This is a genomic window from Solwaraspora sp. WMMB335 (assembly GCF_049179075.1).
GTDB lineage: Bacteria > Actinomycetota > Actinomycetes > Mycobacteriales > Micromonosporaceae > Micromonospora_E.
On record NZ_JBMHMF010000001.1, the window covers coordinates 7,982,103 to 8,000,001 of the forward strand.

Annotated in this window: 19 protein-coding genes and 1 tRNA gene; 18 read left to right on the forward strand and 2 right to left on the reverse strand. The window is 68.9% G+C overall.

The window, feature by feature from the left end; all coding sequences use genetic code 11:
- The first annotated feature begins 5 nt into the window (after positions 1 to 5).
- From ACN27F_RS34070 to ACN27F_RS34105, 8 genes are all read left to right on the forward strand, one after another.
- Entirely contained in the window at positions 6 to 1,367 is a 1,362-nt protein-coding gene (locus ACN27F_RS34070) for an ATP-grasp domain-containing protein (protein ID WP_421439804.1), read from the forward strand.
- Between the two features lie 76 nt (positions 1,368 to 1,443).
- Entirely contained in the window at positions 1,444 to 2,715 is a 1,272-nt protein-coding gene (locus ACN27F_RS34075; protein ID WP_421439806.1) for an alanine racemase, read from the forward strand.
- A 76-nt stretch (positions 2,716 to 2,791) separates the two neighbouring features.
- Entirely contained in the window at positions 2,792 to 3,058 is a 267-nt protein-coding gene (locus ACN27F_RS34080; protein ID WP_421439808.1) for an acyl carrier protein, read from the forward strand.
- A 3-nt stretch (positions 3,059 to 3,061) separates the two neighbouring features.
- A complete protein-coding gene (locus ACN27F_RS34085; RefSeq protein ID WP_421439809.1) occupies positions 3,062 to 4,003 on the forward strand; it encodes a hypothetical protein in 942 nt (313 codons plus the stop codon).
- Positions 4,000 to 4,689, forward strand: a complete 690-nt coding sequence (locus ACN27F_RS34090) for a hypothetical protein (protein WP_421439811.1) — start codon at positions 4,000 to 4,002, stop codon at positions 4,687 to 4,689. Before ACN27F_RS34085 ends, ACN27F_RS34090 begins: the two co-directional genes overlap by 4 nt.
- A complete protein-coding gene (locus tag ACN27F_RS34095) occupies positions 4,686 to 5,840 on the forward strand; it encodes an acyl-CoA dehydrogenase family protein (protein ID WP_421439813.1) in 1,155 nt (384 codons plus the stop codon). Before ACN27F_RS34090 ends, ACN27F_RS34095 begins: the two co-directional genes overlap by 4 nt.
- The gene (locus tag ACN27F_RS34100) at positions 5,824 to 6,939 is read left to right on the forward strand and encodes a 4'-phosphopantetheinyl transferase family protein (protein ID WP_421439815.1); all 1,116 of its coding nucleotides are present in this window, start codon (positions 5,824 to 5,826) and stop codon (positions 6,937 to 6,939) included. Before ACN27F_RS34095 ends, ACN27F_RS34100 begins: the two co-directional genes overlap by 17 nt.
- A gap of 9 nt (positions 6,940 to 6,948) precedes the next feature.
- Positions 6,949 to 8,217: an MFS transporter gene (locus ACN27F_RS34105; protein ID WP_421439817.1), complete on the forward strand. Its 1,269-nt coding sequence runs from the start codon at positions 6,949 to 6,951 to the stop codon at positions 8,215 to 8,217.
- Between the two features lie 52 nt (positions 8,218 to 8,269).
- Here the strand turns inward: ACN27F_RS34105 and ACN27F_RS34110 are convergent, their stop codons facing one another.
- Positions 8,270 to 8,656: a nuclear transport factor 2 family protein gene (locus tag ACN27F_RS34110; protein ID WP_421439819.1), complete on the reverse strand. Its 387-nt coding sequence runs from the start codon at positions 8,654 to 8,656 to the stop codon at positions 8,270 to 8,272.
- A gap of 372 nt (positions 8,657 to 9,028) precedes the next feature.
- Between ACN27F_RS34110 and ACN27F_RS34115 the strand changes: the two genes are divergently transcribed.
- The 9 genes from ACN27F_RS34115 to ACN27F_RS34155 all read left to right on the forward strand — a co-directional run bounded on the left by ACN27F_RS34115 (position 9,029) and on the right by ACN27F_RS34155 (position 15,891).
- Complete coding sequence (locus ACN27F_RS34115) at positions 9,029 to 9,151, forward strand: hypothetical protein (protein WP_421439821.1); 123 nt, start codon at positions 9,029 to 9,031, stop codon at positions 9,149 to 9,151.
- 260 nt (positions 9,152 to 9,411) lie between these two features.
- Positions 9,412 to 9,534, forward strand: coding sequence for a StsA family sactipeptide RiPP (gene stsA / locus ACN27F_RS34120; protein ID WP_421439822.1), 123 nt, complete (start codon positions 9,412 to 9,414; stop codon positions 9,532 to 9,534).
- 138 nt (positions 9,535 to 9,672) lie between these two features.
- The gene (stsB, locus tag ACN27F_RS34125; protein WP_421439824.1) at positions 9,673 to 11,145 is read left to right on the forward strand and encodes a StsB family radical SAM/SPASM domain sactipeptide maturase; all 1,473 of its coding nucleotides are present in this window, start codon (positions 9,673 to 9,675) and stop codon (positions 11,143 to 11,145) included.
- Entirely contained in the window at positions 11,145 to 11,450 is a 306-nt protein-coding gene (locus ACN27F_RS34130; protein ID WP_421439826.1) for a PqqD family protein, read from the forward strand. Before stsB ends, ACN27F_RS34130 begins: the two co-directional genes overlap by 1 nt.
- An 85-nt stretch (positions 11,451 to 11,535) precedes the next feature.
- Positions 11,536 to 12,252 carry a S24/S26 family peptidase gene (locus ACN27F_RS34135; protein WP_421439828.1) on the forward strand — a complete coding sequence of 239 codons (717 nt, stop codon included), beginning with the start codon at positions 11,536 to 11,538 and terminating at the stop codon, positions 12,250 to 12,252.
- Entirely contained in the window at positions 12,249 to 13,199 is a 951-nt protein-coding gene (locus ACN27F_RS34140; RefSeq protein WP_421439830.1) for an ABC transporter ATP-binding protein, read from the forward strand. Before ACN27F_RS34135 ends, ACN27F_RS34140 begins: the two co-directional genes overlap by 4 nt.
- The gene (locus ACN27F_RS34145) at positions 13,196 to 14,068 is read left to right on the forward strand and encodes an ABC transporter permease (protein WP_421439832.1); all 873 of its coding nucleotides are present in this window, start codon (positions 13,196 to 13,198) and stop codon (positions 14,066 to 14,068) included. The genes ACN27F_RS34140 and ACN27F_RS34145 overlap by 4 nt, the downstream gene beginning before the upstream one ends.
- 258 nt (positions 14,069 to 14,326) lie before the next feature.
- The gene (locus ACN27F_RS34150; protein WP_421439834.1) at positions 14,327 to 15,064 is read left to right on the forward strand and encodes a recombinase family protein; all 738 of its coding nucleotides are present in this window, start codon (positions 14,327 to 14,329) and stop codon (positions 15,062 to 15,064) included.
- On the forward strand, positions 15,061 to 15,891 hold the full coding sequence (locus tag ACN27F_RS34155; protein WP_421439836.1) for a recombinase family protein: 831 nt from the start codon (positions 15,061 to 15,063) through the stop codon (positions 15,889 to 15,891). The genes ACN27F_RS34150 and ACN27F_RS34155 overlap by 4 nt, the downstream gene beginning before the upstream one ends.
- 5 nt (positions 15,892 to 15,896) lie before the next feature.
- Here the strand turns inward: ACN27F_RS34155 and ACN27F_RS34160 are convergent.
- Positions 15,897 to 15,980 (reverse strand) — tRNA-Leu (locus ACN27F_RS34160).
- A 305-nt stretch (positions 15,981 to 16,285) separates the two neighbouring features.
- On the opposite strand from ACN27F_RS34160, the gene ACN27F_RS34165 reads away from it, so the two are divergent.
- Positions 16,286 to 17,749, forward strand: coding sequence for an aldehyde dehydrogenase (locus tag ACN27F_RS34165; protein ID WP_421439838.1), 1,464 nt, complete (start codon positions 16,286 to 16,288; stop codon positions 17,747 to 17,749).
- Positions 17,750 to 17,899: the final 150 nt, after the last annotated feature.

Here is a 17,899-nt window from a genome sequence, read left to right on the forward strand (position 1 = left end):
CCCTTATGTCAGCGCCGAACCTGTCCTTCCTCGAAGGCGTCAAACACGCGTGCACCGGCGACCCGGACACCCCGTTCGTCCTGCTCGGCAACTTCGAGGTCGAAGACGAGTGGGCCCGCGACGAGATCGGCCTGCCCTCGGTCGGCGGCCGGGCCTCGACCGCGATCGTCAACCGGATGGACGAGTTCGCCGTCCTGCTCGCCGGCAAGGGCGACCACGTCGTGCTGAAGTCCGCGCCGGACGCCGACTACCTCGCGTACCTGGAGGGCCTCGGGCTGGACCTGCCGGAAATTCTGGTCACCGACGCACACGACCCGGCCAATTCGGTCACGGTCGACGCGCTGCGCTCGCCCCGGCTGCTCGACGAGCTACGGGCGCTCGCGGCGCGCGGAGCCCACCTGCTGCCGCACGGCATCTCGGCACTGGAGGAGGAATTGTGCTCGCGTACCGGGCTGGCCTCGGCGCTGCCGTCCGCGAGCCTGGTCAAGTCGGTCAACAGCAAGGTGTACAGCCGGCGGGTCGCCACCGAGCTGGGGTTGCCACAGGCACCCGGCTGGGAATGTGAGACGGTCGCGGACTTCGCCGCGGCGGCGGTCGACGCCCGTGCCGCGCTGGCCGCCGGCCGCCGACTCGGGGTCAAGGACGCGTTCGGCGTCTCCGGCAAGGGCATCGTCGTCGTCGACGACGAGCGCAAGCTCGACCAGCTGGTACGGATGGTGACCCGGCGCGCGGAGCGCAGTGGTGACCAACGGCTCGCCCTGGTCGTGGAGGAGTGGGCCAGCAAGGCCGTCGACCTCAACTACCACTTCACCGTCGGCCGCGACGGTTCGGTCCGGTTCGACTTCGTCAAGGAGGCGATCACCGAGAACGGCGTCCATAAGGGGCATCGCATCCCGGCGCGGATCTCCGCCGCGCATCACGCGCAGCTCGAACAGTGCGCATCCGCGCTGGGCGGCCGGCTGGCGGTCGACGGGTTCCACGGCGTCGTCGGGGTGGACGCGATCGTCACCACCGACGGCGGGCTGCTGCCCGTGCTGGAGATCAACGCCCGCAACAACATGTCGACCTACCAGACCGGGCTGCAGGAGGCGTTCATGACCGCCGGGACGGTCGGCATGGCCCGTCAGTACGAGCTGTCACTCGACGGTGAGCTCGGATTCGCCGCTGTGCGTGACCGGCTCGGCGACCGGCTGTACACCACGACCACCGGGCGCGGCCTGCTGGTCAACAACTTCGCGACGGTCAACGCCGCCGCCGCCCAGCAGGAGCCGGGACGCCACTACAGCGGCCGCCTCTACGGACTGCTGCTGGCCGGATCGGAGACCGAGCTCGCCGACATCGACCGCGCCGTCGCCGCGTCCCTGTAGCCGTCCTCGCGTCCCTGTAGCCGTTCTCGCGTCCCTGGCCCGTCACCGAGCGCCCGCAGAAGGGGAGTCCATTCCGATGTCCGAAGGTCACACCATCCAGGGAATCCCGATCACCGAGCTGGTGGAGCGGTTCGGGACCCCGCTGTACGTCTACGACGCCGACATCATCGCCGGGCAGTACCGCGGTCTGCGTGACTCGCTGCACCCGGCGGTGGAGATGTTCTACTCGCTGAAGGCCAACCCGAACATCAGCATCTGCGCGCTGCTGCACTCGCTCGGCGCGCGAGCCGAGGTCTCCTCGCTCACCGAACTGGTCACCGCGCAGCGCGCGGGCGTGCCCGCCGACCAGATCATGTGCCTCGGGCCGGGCAAGAGCCGGACCGAGATTCTCGCCTGCGTCAAGGACGGTGTGCTGCTCATCTGCGAGTCGTTCGGCGAGTTGGCGCTCATCGACGAGGTCGCGGCCGAGCTGGGCACGACCGCCCGGGTCGTGCTGCGGGTCAATCCGAGCTTCGCGGTCAAGGGCGGCGGACTGACGATGGGCGGCAAGCCACGTCAGTTCGGCATCGACGAGGAAGCGTTGCTCGCCGCGCCCGACCTGGCCGGCCGGCACGCGGCCGTGCGGCTGTGTGGAATCCAGGCGTACCTGGGGACCCGAATCCTCAGCGAGGACGTGGTCGTCGAGAACAGCGCCCGCATCCTCGACCTGGCCGAGCGGCTGGCCGAGCGGCTGCAGATCCCCCTCGACGTGGTGGACGTCGGCGGCGGCCTCGGTGTGGCGTACTTCTCCGGCGAGCGGGACTTGGACGCGGCCGACCTGACCGCGAAGCTCAATCCGGTTTTCGCCGCGTTCGTCGAGCGGCACCCCGACACCCGGCTGGTGATGGAGCTCGGCCGGTACCTCGTCGGCCACAGCGGCGTCTACGCGGTCGAGGTCCGCTACGTCAAGGAGTCCATGGGGGAGCGGTTCGCGGTTGCCGACGGCGGCACCAACCACCACATGGCGGCCGTGGGCATCGGCTCGTTCGTCAAACGTAACTTTCCGATGCGGCTGCTCAACCGGACCGGCGGGGAGCAGCAGGTGCCGTGGAACGTCACCGGTCCGCTGTGCACCCCCAACGACACGCTCGGCAAGGCCGTCGAGCTGCCGGTCGACCTGCGCCCCGGCGACGTCGTCGGGGTGGAACGCTCGGGCGCGTACGGCCCCACCGCCTCACCGGTGCACTTCCTCAGCCACGGCTACCCGGCCGAGGTCCTTGTCCACGACGGCCAGGCGCGGCTGATCCGCACCCGTGACGACGCCGACAGCATGCTCGCCAACCAGATCAGACACGACTTCACCGCCTGATCCCAGCCGCGCCCACCATCCCCGGCCTCACCTGATCCCAGCCCTCGAAACCGATCCCAACCGGAAGGACACCGTCATGACCGCACTCGCCGAGGCAACCGACCGTCAGCAGATCCTCGACGCGATCGTCGCCGCCCTTTCCGACGTGCTGCGCCAGGAGCTCACCGGCGTCACCGAGCAGACCCGACTCTTCGACGACCTCAGCCTCGACTCGACCAGCGTGCTGGGCCTGCTGATGGCGCTGGAGGACGCGCTGGACATGCAGGTCGACCCGGAGAACCTCGAACAGCGCCACCTGGAGACCGTCGGCGCGCTGGCTGACTTCATCGTCGAGAGCAGGTGACCGATGCCGACCCAGTGGCGGTCGGGGGAGCAGCCGGTCGCGGGGGCGCCTGTCGGCGCCCCCGCGACGACCCTCGAGCGTGTCATCCCATTCTGGTTCACCGCCGGGGACGGCGCGTACCAGCCTGAGCAACGTGACACCTACCTCGACCTGATGCAGACCCTGTACGGGGAGTTCGACGACCTGTCCTGGCTGGACGGCGGTGCGCTGGTCAGCTACCACGACATGGCCGATGCGGTGTTCCGTGCGCTCGGTCCGGACCTGGACGGCGTCGACCTGGTGGTCACCGTGCAGGCGAGCCCGGACTGCCGCCAGCAGAGTTTTCCTGGCTGCCGGCTGACCGACCTGCTACCTGGCGACCCGTTCATGTTCGGGATCTCCGAGCAGGGCGTGGCCGGCCCGTTCCTGGCCCTGCGGATGGCCGTCGACCGGCTGGCCCGCGGTCTGTCCCACCGCGCGTTGGTGCTGGTGATGGAGCAGTCGACGCTGCCACCGGACGCGGCCGCGATCCGGCCGGCGCACGACGTGGCGGTAGCGATCGTCCTCGGCCCGGACGGTCCGGTCCCGATCGGCCGGCCGGTCCTCACGGTCACCGGCCGGGCCGGGCTGGACACCCCGGTCGCGACGATCGGTGAGCCGGTCGATCCGGCGTCGCCCGGCGACGACGCCGCGGCGCTGGTCGTCGGCCACAACCTGGCCGACATCGTCCCCGGCCCCGGCGTCACCGTGACCCGGGGTGCGCCGGGACACGCCTGCGTCGGCGTCTGGCTGGCGCTGGCCCAGCTACTCGCCGCCAACGGCGGCACCCCCGGTGGGCGGGTGCTCGTCGTCGACCAGGATCCGGTGCTGCCGTACCTGTGCAGCGTGGACCTGACGCTGCCGGTCATCGCCGTGCCCGAGCTGGCGGCCCCGCTGGCGCAGCGCGAGTCGGAGCTGGCCGGATGACCGCCACCGGGATCCTCACCGCCCCGACGGATCTGGCCCGTGGACGCGCCGTTGCCCGCGAAGCCGGGATCGTGGCGGCGCTCACGTTCCTGCACGCCGAGCTGGGCGGCGCTCTGCTCCCGGCCGGGCCGAGCGGGCACGTCTTCGTCCCGGAGGGCGTGGCGCGGCGCTGCGACACATTCAGCACACCGGACGGACCCAGGGTCCGCGCCGGTGCCACCGAGCGGCGGCTCGCCGAGGTGCGGCTCGGGCCGGACACCATGGTCGCGCTGTCCGTGCCGGGCGGCGGGCCGGGCGGCGGGCCGGGCGGCGACGGCCGCCCGGACGCCTGGTCGATCGGGCTCGGCTGGGTCAGGCTCGGCCTCGCGGAGCGGTTCCTCGCCCAGGCCGCCGAACACCTGCGCGGGCGGCGGGTCCAGGAGACCGTGACGCTGAACCTGCCTCCGGTGCGGGTGCTGCTCGCCGACGCGGCGGCCGGCCTGGCCGAGGCGCACGCGCTGCTGGCCACCGGACCGGACGAGGCGGCGCTGTATCGAACGCATCGCGCGCTGGACGAGGCGGGGCGGGTGTCGCTGCACCTGTTCGGTGCGACCGGGTTCCTGGCCGAAGGGCCGGGCAGCGAGATCCGCGCCGCCGAGCTGCTCGGCGAGACCTACGGTCCGCCGTGCACGGAAGGAGTGTCATGACCGCCGACGAGGAGTTCCTCACCGAGTTGCGCGGGTTGGCCCGCGAGTTCGGCGACATGCTGAGCCCGACCGCGCTGGCCGTCGACCGGGACCCGGGTCGGGCGCGGCTGCTGCTGGACAGCGACCTGCCGTGGCGGCAGCTGATGGGCCTGCCGGCCGAGTACAACACCGATCCGCTGCGGGTTGGTGGTCGGGCCGTGTACCTCGACAAGGCCGTCGAGCAGGTCACCGTCCTGGAGGAGCTGGCCCGCGTCGACGCCGGGGCGGTGCTGGCGCTGCCCGGACCGTCGATGTCGGGCTTCGTCGTCGGCGAACTGGGTGACCGCGCGCAGCGCGAGCGGTACTTCGGCCGGCTCGCTGAGACCCCGACGTGGACGTTCTTCGGGATGACCGAACCGGGCCACGGCTCGGATCCGGCGAGCATGTCGACCGCGGTACGGCCCGACGGCGCCGGTGGCTACCGCCTCACCGGTACGAAGCGATTCGTGGGCAACGGTGCCCGTGCCGCCGTGGGCGTGGTGTTCGCCCGCCGGCGGTCCGGACCGCTCGGCGTCTGCGCGGTGCTGCTGGAGACCGACCGGCCCGGCTTCACCGGCGTACCGCTGGAGACGATCGGCCTGCGCGGGTTGCAGCTGAGCGAGCTGCGGATGCGGGACGTCCCGCTGACCGACGACGACCTTCTCGGCCGGGACCGCTCGGCCACCCGCCAGGGCATGTGGGCGGCGGTACGGACGTTCAACCGGTACCGCCCGGTGGTCTCCTCCCTCGCCCTCGGGGTGGCGCAGGCCGCCTACGACTACACGGTCGAGCACTGCTCCCGGCGGACCATCGACCGGCTCGCCGGCTTCGAGAGCCGGCTGCGGGGCACCCGAGCACTGGTCCTGGCAGCCGCCAGGGCCGCCGACCGGGACCCCGCCGACGGCACGCTCGCCTCGGCGGCGAAGATCCGGGCAACCCGGCTCGCCGAGGAGCTGACGGTCGAGGCGGTGGAGTGCTTCGGCCCCGGGGCGCGGTGGGACCACCCACTGCTCGACAAGTACGTGCGGGACGCCCGCGCGTTCGAGTTCATGGAGGGGACCGGCACGATCCAGCGGCTGAACCTGGCCCAGGCGTACCTGTCGGGGAGGCTCGACGATGCCCGGGCCGCCTGACCTGCCCCCGCCCGACGGTGGGCCACCATCCACCGGGCCATCTGCGGCCGAGCGACCGCGGCTGCTGCCGCCGCCGGGTGTCGACGTCTGGCACGTCGGTCTCGACGTCGACGCCGATACCGTCGACCGGGTCGCAGCCCTGCTCGACCGGCACGAACGGCAGCGGGCCAGCCGATTCCGCGATGTGCTCGCCGCCCGTCGCTACGTGGTCGCGCACGGTGCGGCCCGAAGTGTCCTCGGCCGGTACCTGGGTCTGTCGTCAGAAGCGGTCGACTGGTCGACCGGGCGGCACGGCAAGCCCACGTTCGACGGCACGTGGAGCCACTGGCAGTGGAGCCTCAGCCGGTCTGGCGGACACGCACTGCTCGCCGTCCGGCTCACCGAACCAGTCGGTGTGGACATCGAGGCGGTCGGGGACCACACCCCGGCCGTGGCGCTGGCGATCCGGTTCCTGCACGAGAGCGAGGCGGCGGCCGTCGCGGCGAAGTCCGACCCCTCCGAGGCGCGGCTGCTCTACCACCGGCTGCTCTCCCGCAAGGAGGCGTGTGTGAAGTGCAGCGGCGGCAGGCTCCTGGATGGGCTGCGGATCCGGGTGCTGAGCCCGGGCAGCGTGAGCGGCACCGGCCCGACCGCCGCGGACCGGTGGCAGCTGCAGGACCTGCCGGCGCCGCCCGGCTTCGTCGCGACGCTGGCGACCGTCGGCAAGGCGATCGACCGGCTCAGACTCTTCGAATGGCAGTGGCACCAATCGCAGCAGGACGTGCAGGCCGAGGGGGCACCGGAGGGCGCAGAGCGGGACCCGTCCCTGGGATGGGTAGGCGTCCAGGCCGTCGAGCGCGGCGGTAACACCGTCCACGCAAGATTCACTCCGTCCGACGTGCCGGTCCTGACAACCTCTCCACCACACCGCGTGGCCGCCGTGCACGCCGCGGTCCGCACATTGAACGCGCACGGCCGCTCGCACCTCGGCGGTCACCTGGAAGTCAAATGGAGCCCGCCGGGGTCAGGGCCGCACACCCCGGGCGGCAGCGAGTACCTCGCCGCCGCCCGGGCCGTGGAGACCGCGTTGCGGCAACGCCCGTCGAGTACAGATAGGTAGGCGATAGCAGTGCAGGAATCATCGTTCATCGACTGGCGGCGAGTCGCCGTACTGGTGGCGGGCAACGCGCTGTCCCTGGCCGGGGACTTCGTTCTGCTCGTCGCGCTCGGTTGGACCGCCTTGCAGATCGGCGGCGCGGGCGCGGTCACCACGTTGGTGCTGGCGCTGACCATACCCAGGGCGCTGATGCTGATCTTCGGCGGCGCAGTCGCCGACGGGCGCGGACCACGGTTCCTGGTGTTGCGGGCCACGGCCGCGCGGGTGGTGGTGCTGACGGCGGGCGCCGCGGTCGTGCTGACCACCGACTCGCTCTGGCCGCTGGTGGTCATCGCCGTACTGGAAGGTTCGCTACTCGGCCTCTCCAGCCCCGCCACCGGTGCGATGATCACCACGCTCGCCACCGGCGATCAGCTGGTACGGGCCAACTCCTTGTACGGCACGCTGCTGCGGGTCGCCCCGATCGTCGGCGCGCCGATCGGCGCCTGGCTCATCGCCACCTGGGAACTCTGGCTCGCGATGCTGGTGGTCGCAGTGGTGTGCGTGGTGGTCTTCGCCGGGCTGCTCTACGTGACCAGCGGCATGGTGCGCCCGGAGCGTAGCGGTGAGGAGAACCTGATCCGCCGCTCCAGCGCGGGATTCCGGCTGCTAGCCGAGGACCGGCGACTGCGGTGGCTGTTCGTCTCCGCGTTCTGCCTGGACCTGGCATTCGCCTGGCCGCTGGAGGTGGCGCTGCCGCTGCTGGCGGACAGCCGGTCCTGGGGCGTCGGTGCGGTCGGCGTCGTGGTGGCGGCCTTCAGCGCCGGCGCGATGGCGGCCGGCGCGCTCGGCGCGATACTGGCACACCGCATCCCGCTGCGGGCCAGGCTCGTGGCCAGCGGTGTGGTCATCGCCCTCGGCGTAGCGGCGATGGCGCTCATGCCGTCGGTCGTCGCGCTCGCCTCGGTCGCGGTGGTGGTCGGTGCGATGTGTGGGCTCAACGGCCCGGCCGTCGTTACGGCCTACCAGCAGGCATCGCCACCAGCGCGCATGGGTACGGCGATGGCGACGCTGGCGCTCAGCGCAGTCGGTACCGCGCCAGTATCGATCGCGGCCTTCAGCGCCCTCAGCTTCTTGATCGGGGTAGCGGCGACCTGGGTGCTGTGCGGGTTGATCGCCCTCGCCGGGCCGTTCGCCGCGATGCGGGCGCTGCGTCGCCGGCACGTGCCGGTTGTCGCTGTGCCGGAGCCGGCGGAGGCTGAGCCACGGGAACCGGCGCTGGCGGGATCAGTGACGAACTGACGTGCGTAACCCGCGTCCCACCGGGCATTGACCCGGTGGGACGCGCCGCACGTCATCCCGGTGCCACGAAGTAGAACCGCTGGTAGCCGAGGAGCAGACCAAGCTCGGTCAGCGTGAAGATGTCGGCGAACTCCAGGTCCAGCGGCGGGCGGACGTAGCGGCCGAAGACCGCGACACTGTCGCCGTCGGCTACGATGCGGTGCAATTCGTGCCGGGCGGGCGGTCCCGCGATACCGGCGTGGACGTGAAGCATCTGTGCCCTGCCCCGGCCCTGCGGGGTGTCCGGACGACGTACCTGGGCCTGTTCGTCCAAGAGCGAGCCGTAGCCGTCTAGGTCGCCGGTGTCGAGATAGGCGTACGACAGGCGAGCATGGTCGATGCCGGCCGATGTCGCGGCCGCCGTCGTAGGCAGCGAACGGCTCCCGTCGGGTCTGATCATCGTGGTCCTCCTCGGGGGTTGGACGGGGCCGGGGTTCACTCTCCGATGTGCTCGCATCGGCGCGTTATCACGGCCCTATCGCGGCGACCGCAAACGCCAGGGCTCACCGGCCGCCGCACCATGACCCCGCCGAGATCAACACCGTCGTCGAGGCGCTCTCCGACCTCGCCAACGTCCCGCGCACCGCAGACAAAGCCCAGGTCTACCGGCACGTCGGACATACAAACATGCCCTCAGCTTGTTCTTTGACCTCGGTCGGTGGCGGCCGTGGTGATCCTGTATGGATGTCGGCGTGTCGTGTCCGACGTGAGACGGCCACCGCTTGATGATCTTCGGTTCCTGGCAAGAACTCGAAGACCGAAGGCGGCGGCCGTGGCCACGATTCTGGACTACCTCGGCGGGTTGGTGCTATCCGCTACCCCGGTCGCCGCCGTCGTCATGCTCGCCATCATGCGGTACGGCCGGACGCCCTCGCCATCCCTGATCGACCGGTAACCACCGGGCCGATCCTGTCTGGCGCCGCCCGCCCGCCAGGTAGCGGGATTGATGGCGAATTGAGGGAGAAATAGAAAAAGATAACGATGGTCGCCTACGTCCGTCCACTATTAATAATAGTGATTCGCGTGAATGTCGACCATGAAGAAAATTCATCACGCCCGAGTGGGCTTGTGGATGCTAACATCGGTCAATCGCGTGACTTGTGATCACAGCCTGCGTCGTGTTCATGCATCGACTGACGCCTAAGGGGGTGTGTAATGGTAAAGTGGACCAAGCCTGAGATTCGCCCGACGGACTTCGCCGCCGCAATGGCGCTGCCGGGTGCGTGTGCCTGCGGATGTAGTGGTGGCGCTGGCGCCGGCGCGGGATCCGGACGCTAAAACCAGCGGGTGCCCGGTTATCGGAAGGGCTCGCTCCCGTGCCCGACTGAGGGCACTGGTAGAGATGCGGTCGGGCGGCCGCTTTCGATCACTTGTGTCGCCCGACCGCTTCCACTTCGAGATGGTGGTGAATTCATCATGCTTGCCGGATCCCTGTCGTCCGAGTCTGTGCCGGCCGATCTTGTCTATTTTCGAGATGGCGGACGCAACCTCGTCGTCAATCCCGAACTAGGTGCCTGGCAGGTCTTGGACGACTCCGAGATCGACGTGTTGCGTCGATTGGCGAACGATCTCCCTTTGGAGGGAGATGAGCCAAACAAAGACGATCATCTTCTGGCGAGGCTGGTGATGGCCAAGTTGATCTATCTGCCTGGCGGGCGACCGGAAATCCGTCAGGTGGACGCACCGCTGAAGCTTGTCTACTATGCCATCACTGACGGCTGTAATCTACGCTGCCCGTATTGCTATGCATCCTCCGAGCGGCGCCTTCCGGGAGAACTGGGCACGAAGGAATCGCTTGATCTGGTCGAGCAATCGGCGGACATGGGTGCCAAGACGGTAATCTTCACCGGCGGCGAGCCGATGCTGCGCCGTGACCTCTTCGAGGTGGCCGACCGTGTTCGGGAACTCGGAATGCAAGCCAACATCATCACCAACGCTACGCTGATCCGTAAGCCGGCCACCGCCCAGCGGATCGCGGGAACCTTCGCCGGGGTGACCGTCAGCATCGATGGGGGTACGGCGGAGACCCACGAGCGGACCCGTGGAGAAGGTACCTTCACGAAGACCGTCGCAGCCTTGCGGCTGCTCAACCAGTACGGCGTACGTCCGATGATCAACCACGTGGTGTCCAAGGACAACGTCGGTGAACTCGTCGACCTCGCGACGCTTCTCGCCGACATCGACGTCGCCCACGTTCGCCTGATGCACCACAGCGGTCTCGGCCGTGGCGCGACGGACGACTCGTCGTTCGGCTGGTCGGACTACCAGACCGCACACAAGTTCGTGTGGACCGATGACCGCGCGCACAACTTGTTGCCGGACGGTCCGCTCGGCCAGCGTTCATGCGACACGAAGATCAACTGCGGCATCGGTGGCAACGAGATCTACGTCAACTCGCTCGGCGACGTCTACCCCTGCAAGCTCGTCACTGAACGCCACCACAAGGTCGGCAACATCCGCAGCTCCAGTCTGCGGGAGTTGTTCGGGGCGCCGCTGCTCGCCGATCTGCGTACGAGCGCTGTGTTCGCTGGCGACAACCTCGCTGATTGTCGGCGCTGCTACATCCGTGGAGCGTGCGCGGGCGGCTGTCGGGCCTACCACATGGCTGCGACCGGCGACCTGAAACGTAATTCTCGGGCGCTGTGCCGGGTGCTGAGACATCAAATGATCACCTCGATGTGGGTCGCGGCCGGGGCGGGCCGGGAGACTGTGCTGAGCAACGAGGACGAAGCGTTCCTGCCACTGATGATGAAGACGGGGGCGGTCCATCCGGTGTACGAGGACTGGAAGAAGGAAGCGGCTTCGCTCGCGTCGACTGCCGACACCTCGCCTGAGCGGCACCCCGCGTATCGCCGGCAGTTGCCCGTGACCGCAGTTCGGAGGTCGTGATGGGATGGGTGGTCAGTCCCAGCATCGTATGGGTCGATTTGTCAGACGAGGTTCAGCTCTACGACACCACAGCCGGCGAATTCCAGACTCTCAACGCCACTGCGGCGGCCATTTGGCGGCAGCTCGTCAACACCGGTGACCAAGACGCCGTCGTGGCCGGTCTAGCCGAGGAATTCGGAGCAGAAGATGACAATCAACGCGACATCATCGCCGATGACACTAGCCAGTTCATCGAGCGACTCGCAAGCCAGGGCCTCATCCGCGCCGAGTCAGCCACCCCGGATCGATCCGCCGCCAGCACCTAGCCAGCGGGGGACAATTCCCATCGACCTCATCGTTCAAGGTCTGCGGAGGTTCGGACGCGTCACCGTACCGGTCAATGGCCGGAGCATGCGACCCACGCTCCGGGCCGGCGAGCGTGTCCAGGTGCACCCCGTCGGGGTGGACGGGCCACACCCCGGTGACGTGGTGGCGGTCCGCTATCACGATCAGCTGGTGCTGCACCGCGTACACGCGTTGGTCGACGGCTGGGTGACGACGGCGGGCGACGACCGAGACCTGTTCGATCCGCCGATGCCGGTCACGGACGTCGTCGGCGTCGTACTGGGACTCGCTCCCCGTCCCGTGCCCCGCCGGTGGCCGATCGAGGACCGGCCCGCGTCGGCTGCCGCAGTGGGCGAGCCGGTGACGGTCTGGATCATCACGGACGACCCTCTCACCCTCACCGAACCGCCATCGGGCCTGCCCGCCGGGTGGCGGCTGCGGATCCGGCCGGCGTACGGCATCGGGGTGGACGCCGAGGTCTTGGCCGAACTACGAAGGGAACTGGTTGGCCGGCCCTGCCTCGGGATCACCGAGCATGCCGTGGACATCGTTGACGAGGTCGTCGACGCTCCCCTCCCGCCAGGCACCCAGATCGTCGTCGGCGGTTCCTTCGGTCAGCTCGACGAGGACCTGCCTGGTCACCTCCTTCCGCCGGAGCTGGCCGATGTACGGGTCCGCTGCGGCCCGCCCCGGACTCGGCTCGATCCGTCGACCGCACTGGCCAAGGTGATCCAGGTGATCAGCCCGGCCGCCCGCCGGACCATCGGTGGAGAGACGCGATGACCGCGATCGTGATCGCCGAAGGACTGACCAAGAAGTACAAGACCATGGTCCGCCCGGCCCTCTCCGACGTCACGTACACCCTCAACCAAGCGGAAGTCATCGGACTGCTCGGCCCCAACGGGGCCGGCAAGACGACTCTGGTAAAGCTGATGTGCGGCATCACGTCCCGATCCGCCGGTGGGTTGACGATCTGCGGTGGGGACCCGATGACCGACGCGGGCATGGTGAAGCGGACGGTCGCCGCCGTGCACCAGTCCGGTCCGATGGACAACATGCTTCCCGCCATCGACCAGGTGAAGATCGCTGCGGCGTTTCGGGGATTGCGATGGCGCGATGTCCGGCACCGGGTCGACGAGATGATGGCCCTGTTTGACTTGGAGGACGTCGCCGGGCAACTGGCGTTCACCCTCTCTGGCGGGCAGCGACGGCGGCTGCAACTCGTCCGAGCGCTGCTCACCGTGCCGAATCTGCTGATCCTCGACGAGCCGTCCGCCGGGCTCGACGTACAGGGCCGACGGCAGATGTGGGAGCTAATCGCCAAACTGAACGTCGAACACGGCACCACGATCATTTGGACCAGCCACTACATCGAGGAGATCGAACGCAACTGCGCACGGGTGCTGATCATCGACCGTGGACGGCTGGTCAGCGACGACACGCCGGCGGCTCTGGTCGCGACCTACGGCAGGCAGTCGATACTGGTGCGGCTGCCCGACCCGGACGACCGCGACCGTCTGCGCGCGCTGCTCCCGGATGGAACCGTCGTCGCCGCAGGTGAGACCGCGTTTACCGTCGACGGTGCCGGCGTGGACGAGCACTTGCCCACTGTGGTGGACCTGGTCCGAGGCGCAGCCGTCCGAGGCGCCGTGATCGAATTCCGCGCGCCGTCGCTCGAGGATGCCTACGTAGCTCTGATCGATCAGGGCCGGGAGAGGGTGGACTTGTGAACGTCACGACGCCGTCGACCGACACGGCTCACGCCGAGATCGTGCGATCCGTGTCGGCCCGGTCCACGCCGTCCACGGCTCGGATCGGGCAGGTGCCGGCACTGAGGCGCAGCGGCATTCTCGCGATCATGTACCGGGAATTCCTGCTGTTGACCCGCAACCGGACCAATCTGCTACTGGCGATTCTGCCGACCGCCATCTACCTGTTGCTGTTCGCCACGTCACTCACGAACCTCGTCGGGAGCGTGACCTACCAGGGGATCACCGTCGGGTACGCGGAATTCGCCATTCCCGCGATCATGCTCTCGTCGATGCTCGCCGCGACCACCACCACTGGGACGTCACTGTTCCAGGAGGAAATGGGCGGCATGGCTGTCGAGCTCTGGTCGTATCCGATGAGTCGGGCCGGCTACATCTCCGGAAAGATCCTCGCCACCACCGGTCTGGTCGTGGCGCAGAGTCTCGCCGCGTTGCTGGTTGGCGTCCTGTTGTTCGATCTCGGCTGGCCGCTGCGCAACTGGATCGCCCTGGGCATCGGTACGGTCGTGGTGTCGTTGACGTTCAACGGGCTCTACTTGCTGTTCGCCTCGCTCGTCCGCGACTTTCAGCGCTTCATGGTGCTGATCAACGTACTAGGGCCGTTTCTGCTCTTCTCCAGCCCGTCGTTCTACCCCATCGAGCAGATGCCGGACGTACTCCGGTGGTTGTCGGTTGTAAACCCGGTCACCTACGGCATCTCCTGCCTCCGTGGCGGCGCGTTGTTCGGGTGGCAGACGATGTGGCCCACCGCGCTTGGCATGCTGGCAGCGGCCTTCGTTCTCTTCGCGGTCATCTCCGTGGTGCTGACCCGGCGCGTCCGCGAACTGTGACTCAGGTCCGTTTGGCGACACGACCCAACCTCCGCGACGACATCAGAGGACGTCTGATTCACGTATTTTGTCGGTGATGCGGGTTTAGCCGTATCGCCAGGTTGGGGTGGTTTCGGCGGTGAGTCGCTGACCCTCGGCGGATGCAAGGTGAGACTGTCCGGGTTGGCGTGGCGGCTTTAGCGCGTTGCATCGAGCGTTAGAGCGACCCTCTCGGGTCTCCAGTTTCGCCCGCGCCGAAACTCGGACGCCGTGGGTCGGATGATCGGCGAGGTGGTCAGGATGACGGCGGTTATGGGTCCCGACAGCGTTGATGTGTTGGCGGGGTGGGTTGACCGTAGGCAGGCCGCTGCCGCGCGAACTCGTGTCCGTCGATCGCCGCCGCTCGCGTCGTCGGGGGGTGGCATCCGGTTTGCGTTCTACGGCCGGATCTCGACCGTGGATTTTCAGGATCGGGAGTCGTCGCGGCGGTGGCAGTGGGACTGCGCTACGGATCTGATCGCCGGGCACGGCGTCGTCGTGGCGGAGTTCTTCGATGTTGGTTGCTCGCGGCGGCGGGCGTGGGTTGATCGGCCGCGGGCCGGGGCGTTGCTGGCCGCGGTCGAGGATCCGGATCGTGGGTTCGACGCGATCGTGGTGGGGGAGTACGAGCGGGCGTTCTACGGCGACCAACTAACGCGGATGGCGCCGCTGTTGCGGCGGCATGGTGTGCGGCTGTGGCTGCCGGAACTGGGCGGGCCCGTGGACTGTGATGATCCGACGCATCAGGCTGTGGTCATGCTGCTGGGGTACCGTCGAAGCGTGAGGTTCTGCGGGCCCGGTTTCGTACGACTGTGGCGATTCGGGCCCAGGCCCGGGAGCAGGGCCGGCATCTGGGTGGGCGGCCGCCGTACGGGTATCGGCTGGTGGACGCGGGTCCGCATCCGAACCGGGCGCACGCCCGGTGGGGCAGGAGGCTGCACCGGCTGGAGCCTGACCCGGCCACCGCACCGTATGTGAAGTGGATCTTCGCGCGGCGGCTCGCTGGTCGTAGTGTCGCCAGTATCGGCAGGATGCTGAACGAGCAGCGGGTGCCGTGTCCGTCGCGGGTGGATCGGGAGCGAAACCCGCATCGCAGTGGGCAGGCGCGGACGTTGCGGACGGTCGCGGCGATCCTGGCCAACCCGCGCTACACGGGTCGGCAGGTGTGGAATCGGCAGCGTACCGACCGGGATCCGGTCGAGGCTGTCGATGGTCAGCGGCGGTACACGGAGGTACACCGGTGGAACCAGGCACAGCACTGGGTGATCTCGGAAAAGGTCGTCCACCCGCCGCTGGTCGGTGAGGAGAACTTCGTCGCCGCGCAGGCGGTCCGTGTTGTGCGTGCGGCCGAGGACGGCAGCGTCCGTATGTACCTGTTGGCGGGGTTGCTGCGGTGCGGGTTGTGCGGGCGGCGGATGGATGCGCACTGGGTCAACGACCGTCCGGGGTACCGGTGCCGACATGGGCACACCAGCGCGCAGCAGCGGGTACGCGGTCATCCGAAGAATCTCTACGTGCGTGAGGACCGTCTCCTCGACGGTCTCGCGGACCGGTACGCCGGCATGGCCTGCGGGAGCGATCGGTTACATCCGGTGCTACCGGCTGATGGCCTCAATGAGGTTGTGGCGTTTCTGAGAGAGAACGATCTGACCATCGTCTGTGACCGCAGGACCTGGGTGCTGAAGAACGATTCCGCGTCGGAGGCGGCATCTGCTGGCGTCGACGACGCATGTCTGATCCCGCGACAGCGGTCGAACGGCCAGCCGCCTACCAGCCATGAAACGCGAACAGCGTTCATGGGGTAATGACGTGTCCGAGGGGGGACTTGAACCCCCACGCCCTATACGGGCACTAGCACCTCAAGCTAGCGCGTCTGCCATTCCGCCACCCGGACTTGTCCGAACCACTCTACCGGTCCGGCCGGGGTGTCAGCACCGTGGGCCGGCGGCTGAGGGCCGCACGGGGCATGACTGTACACGACGGGATCCGGCCCCGCGCAAACGGCGCCGGTGCCGCGCCGACCCGGGTACGGACCGCAGAAGCAGGGCAGTCATTCACCTTCGGCAGTACGCTGCTTCCAGTGGCGCAACCCGGCTATTCCGGGCAGACCGCCGTGCTTCGCCCGGCGGTCCCGGTCGATGACGGGGGTCGCGCCGCCGCAGCCGTACCGTCAGACCACCAGAGGGAGGCAAAGCCGCCATGCCCGACGCCGTCCGTACCGTCGATTTGCTGATCGACGGGAAGTGGGTGCCCGCCAGGTCAGGGCAACGGACTACCAAGATACGGAACCTCGACGGTCAACCGCTGTCGGAGGTCGCCGCAGCCGGCCGTACCGATGCGGCGGCGGCTGTCGAGGCGGCGGCCGCCGCCAAACAGACCTGGGGGACCTGGCCGCCGGGGCAGCGGCGTGAGGTGCTGCAACGGGCCGCTGGCCTGCTCACCGACCGCGGCGAGGAGATCGTCGGGACCATGAGCCGGGAGATGGGTGGTGCGCTCGGCTGGTGCCACTTCAACCTGCAGCTCGCCGTCGGCATGCTCGCCGAGGCGGCGGCGCAGACGTACGGCATCGTCGGCGACGTGATCCCGTCCGACGTACCCGGCATGACGGCGCTCGGCGTCCGCCAGCCGGTCGGGGTGGTCATCGGGCTGGCCCCGTGGAACGCGCCACTGATTCTGGGCATGCGGGCGGTCGCCCTGCCACTGGCGTACGGAAACACGGTCGTGCTCAAGGCAAGTGAGGAGACTCCGGCGACCCAGGTGGCGATCGCCGCCGCCCTGCACGACGCCGGCATGCCGCCCGGCGCGATCAACGTGATCACCAACGCGCCGGCCGACGCCGCGGACGTCGTCGACGAGCTGATCACCCATCCGCAGACCCGATGCGTCAATTTCACCGGATCCACCGCCGTCGGGCGCATCATCGGGGAGAAGGCCGGCCGGCACCTGAAGCGTACGGTCCTCGAACTCGGTGGCAAGGCGCCGATGCTGGTCCTGGCCGACGCGGACATCCCGGCCGCGGTGCGGGCGGCCGCTTTCGGCGCGTTCATGAACCAGGGCCAGATCTGCATGTCCACCGAGCGGATCGTGGTCGACCGTGCCGTCGCCGACGAGTTCCTGGATCAGCTGGTGGCCCACACCGAGCGGCTGACCATGGGCGATCCGCTCGATCCGGCGAACCAGCTCGGCCCGCTGGTGAACCCTCGGGCGGTCGACCATGTCGCCTCGCTCGTCGCCGACGCTCAGCTCAACGGGGCCGAGGTGCTCACCGGTGGCCAGGTCGACGGCCTGTTCCACCAGCCGACCGTGCTCCGCGGGGTCACCCCACGGATGCGGGTCTACAGTGAGGAGTCGTTCGGGCCGGTCGCCGCCGTGATCGAGGTGGACGGCGTCGACGAGGCGGTCCACGTCGCCAACGACACCGACCTCGGCCTGGCCAGCGCGGTGTTCAGCCGGGACGTCGCCGGCGCGATGCAGGTCGCGCGCCGGATCGAGGCCGGAATCTGCCACATCAACGGCTCGACCGTGCACGACGAGCCGCAGATGCCCTTCGGCGGAGTCAAGGCCAGCGGCTGGGGACGGTTCGGCGCCCGGGCGGCCCTCGCCGAGTTCACCGACCTGCGGTGGATAACGATCTCACCGTCGCAACGGCAGTACCCGATCTGAGTCTGTCCGGGCACGGCACGTCCGGGGCACCGCGTCGGCACCGGCCAGCCAGATCATCACGCAGCACGGGCACGGGTCGCCGGTCAAGGGAAACAGTTCCCCGATATGTCAGGTATTCGAGCCGGGAATCTCAGCAGGTACGCCACTACC

Excerpts from the sequence above, each read along its gene's own strand:
- ACN27F_RS34070 (WP_421439804.1), top strand. The coding sequence starts at position 6 with ATGTCAGCGCCGAACCTGTCCTTCCTCGAAGGCGTCAAACACGCGTGC.
- ACN27F_RS34075 (WP_421439806.1), top strand. The coding sequence starts at position 1,444 with ATGTCCGAAGGTCACACCATCCAGGGAATCCCGATCACCGAGCTGGTG.
- ACN27F_RS34080 (WP_421439808.1), top strand. The coding sequence starts at position 2,792 with ATGACCGCACTCGCCGAGGCAACCGACCGTCAGCAGATCCTCGACGCG.
- ACN27F_RS34085 (WP_421439809.1), top strand. The coding sequence starts at position 3,062 with ATGCCGACCCAGTGGCGGTCGGGGGAGCAGCCGGTCGCGGGGGCGCCT.
- ACN27F_RS34090 (WP_421439811.1), top strand. The coding sequence starts at position 4,000 with ATGACCGCCACCGGGATCCTCACCGCCCCGACGGATCTGGCCCGTGGA.
- ACN27F_RS34095 (WP_421439813.1), top strand. The coding sequence starts at position 4,686 with ATGACCGCCGACGAGGAGTTCCTCACCGAGTTGCGCGGGTTGGCCCGC.
- ACN27F_RS34100 (WP_421439815.1), top strand. The coding sequence starts at position 5,824 with ATGCCCGGGCCGCCTGACCTGCCCCCGCCCGACGGTGGGCCACCATCC.
- ACN27F_RS34110 (WP_421439819.1), bottom strand. The coding sequence starts at position 8,656 with ATGATCAGACCCGACGGGAGCCGTTCGCTGCCTACGACGGCGGCCGCG.
- stsA (WP_421439822.1), top strand. The coding sequence starts at position 9,412 with ATGGTAAAGTGGACCAAGCCTGAGATTCGCCCGACGGACTTCGCCGCC.
- stsB (WP_421439824.1), top strand. The coding sequence starts at position 9,673 with ATGCTTGCCGGATCCCTGTCGTCCGAGTCTGTGCCGGCCGATCTTGTC.
- ACN27F_RS34130 (WP_421439826.1), top strand. The coding sequence starts at position 11,145 with ATGGGATGGGTGGTCAGTCCCAGCATCGTATGGGTCGATTTGTCAGAC.
- ACN27F_RS34135 (WP_421439828.1), top strand. The coding sequence starts at position 11,536 with ATGCGACCCACGCTCCGGGCCGGCGAGCGTGTCCAGGTGCACCCCGTC.
- ACN27F_RS34140 (WP_421439830.1), top strand. The coding sequence starts at position 12,249 with ATGACCGCGATCGTGATCGCCGAAGGACTGACCAAGAAGTACAAGACC.
- ACN27F_RS34150 (WP_421439834.1), top strand. The coding sequence starts at position 14,327 with ATGATCGGCGAGGTGGTCAGGATGACGGCGGTTATGGGTCCCGACAGC.
- ACN27F_RS34165 (WP_421439838.1), top strand. The coding sequence starts at position 16,286 with ATGCCCGACGCCGTCCGTACCGTCGATTTGCTGATCGACGGGAAGTGG.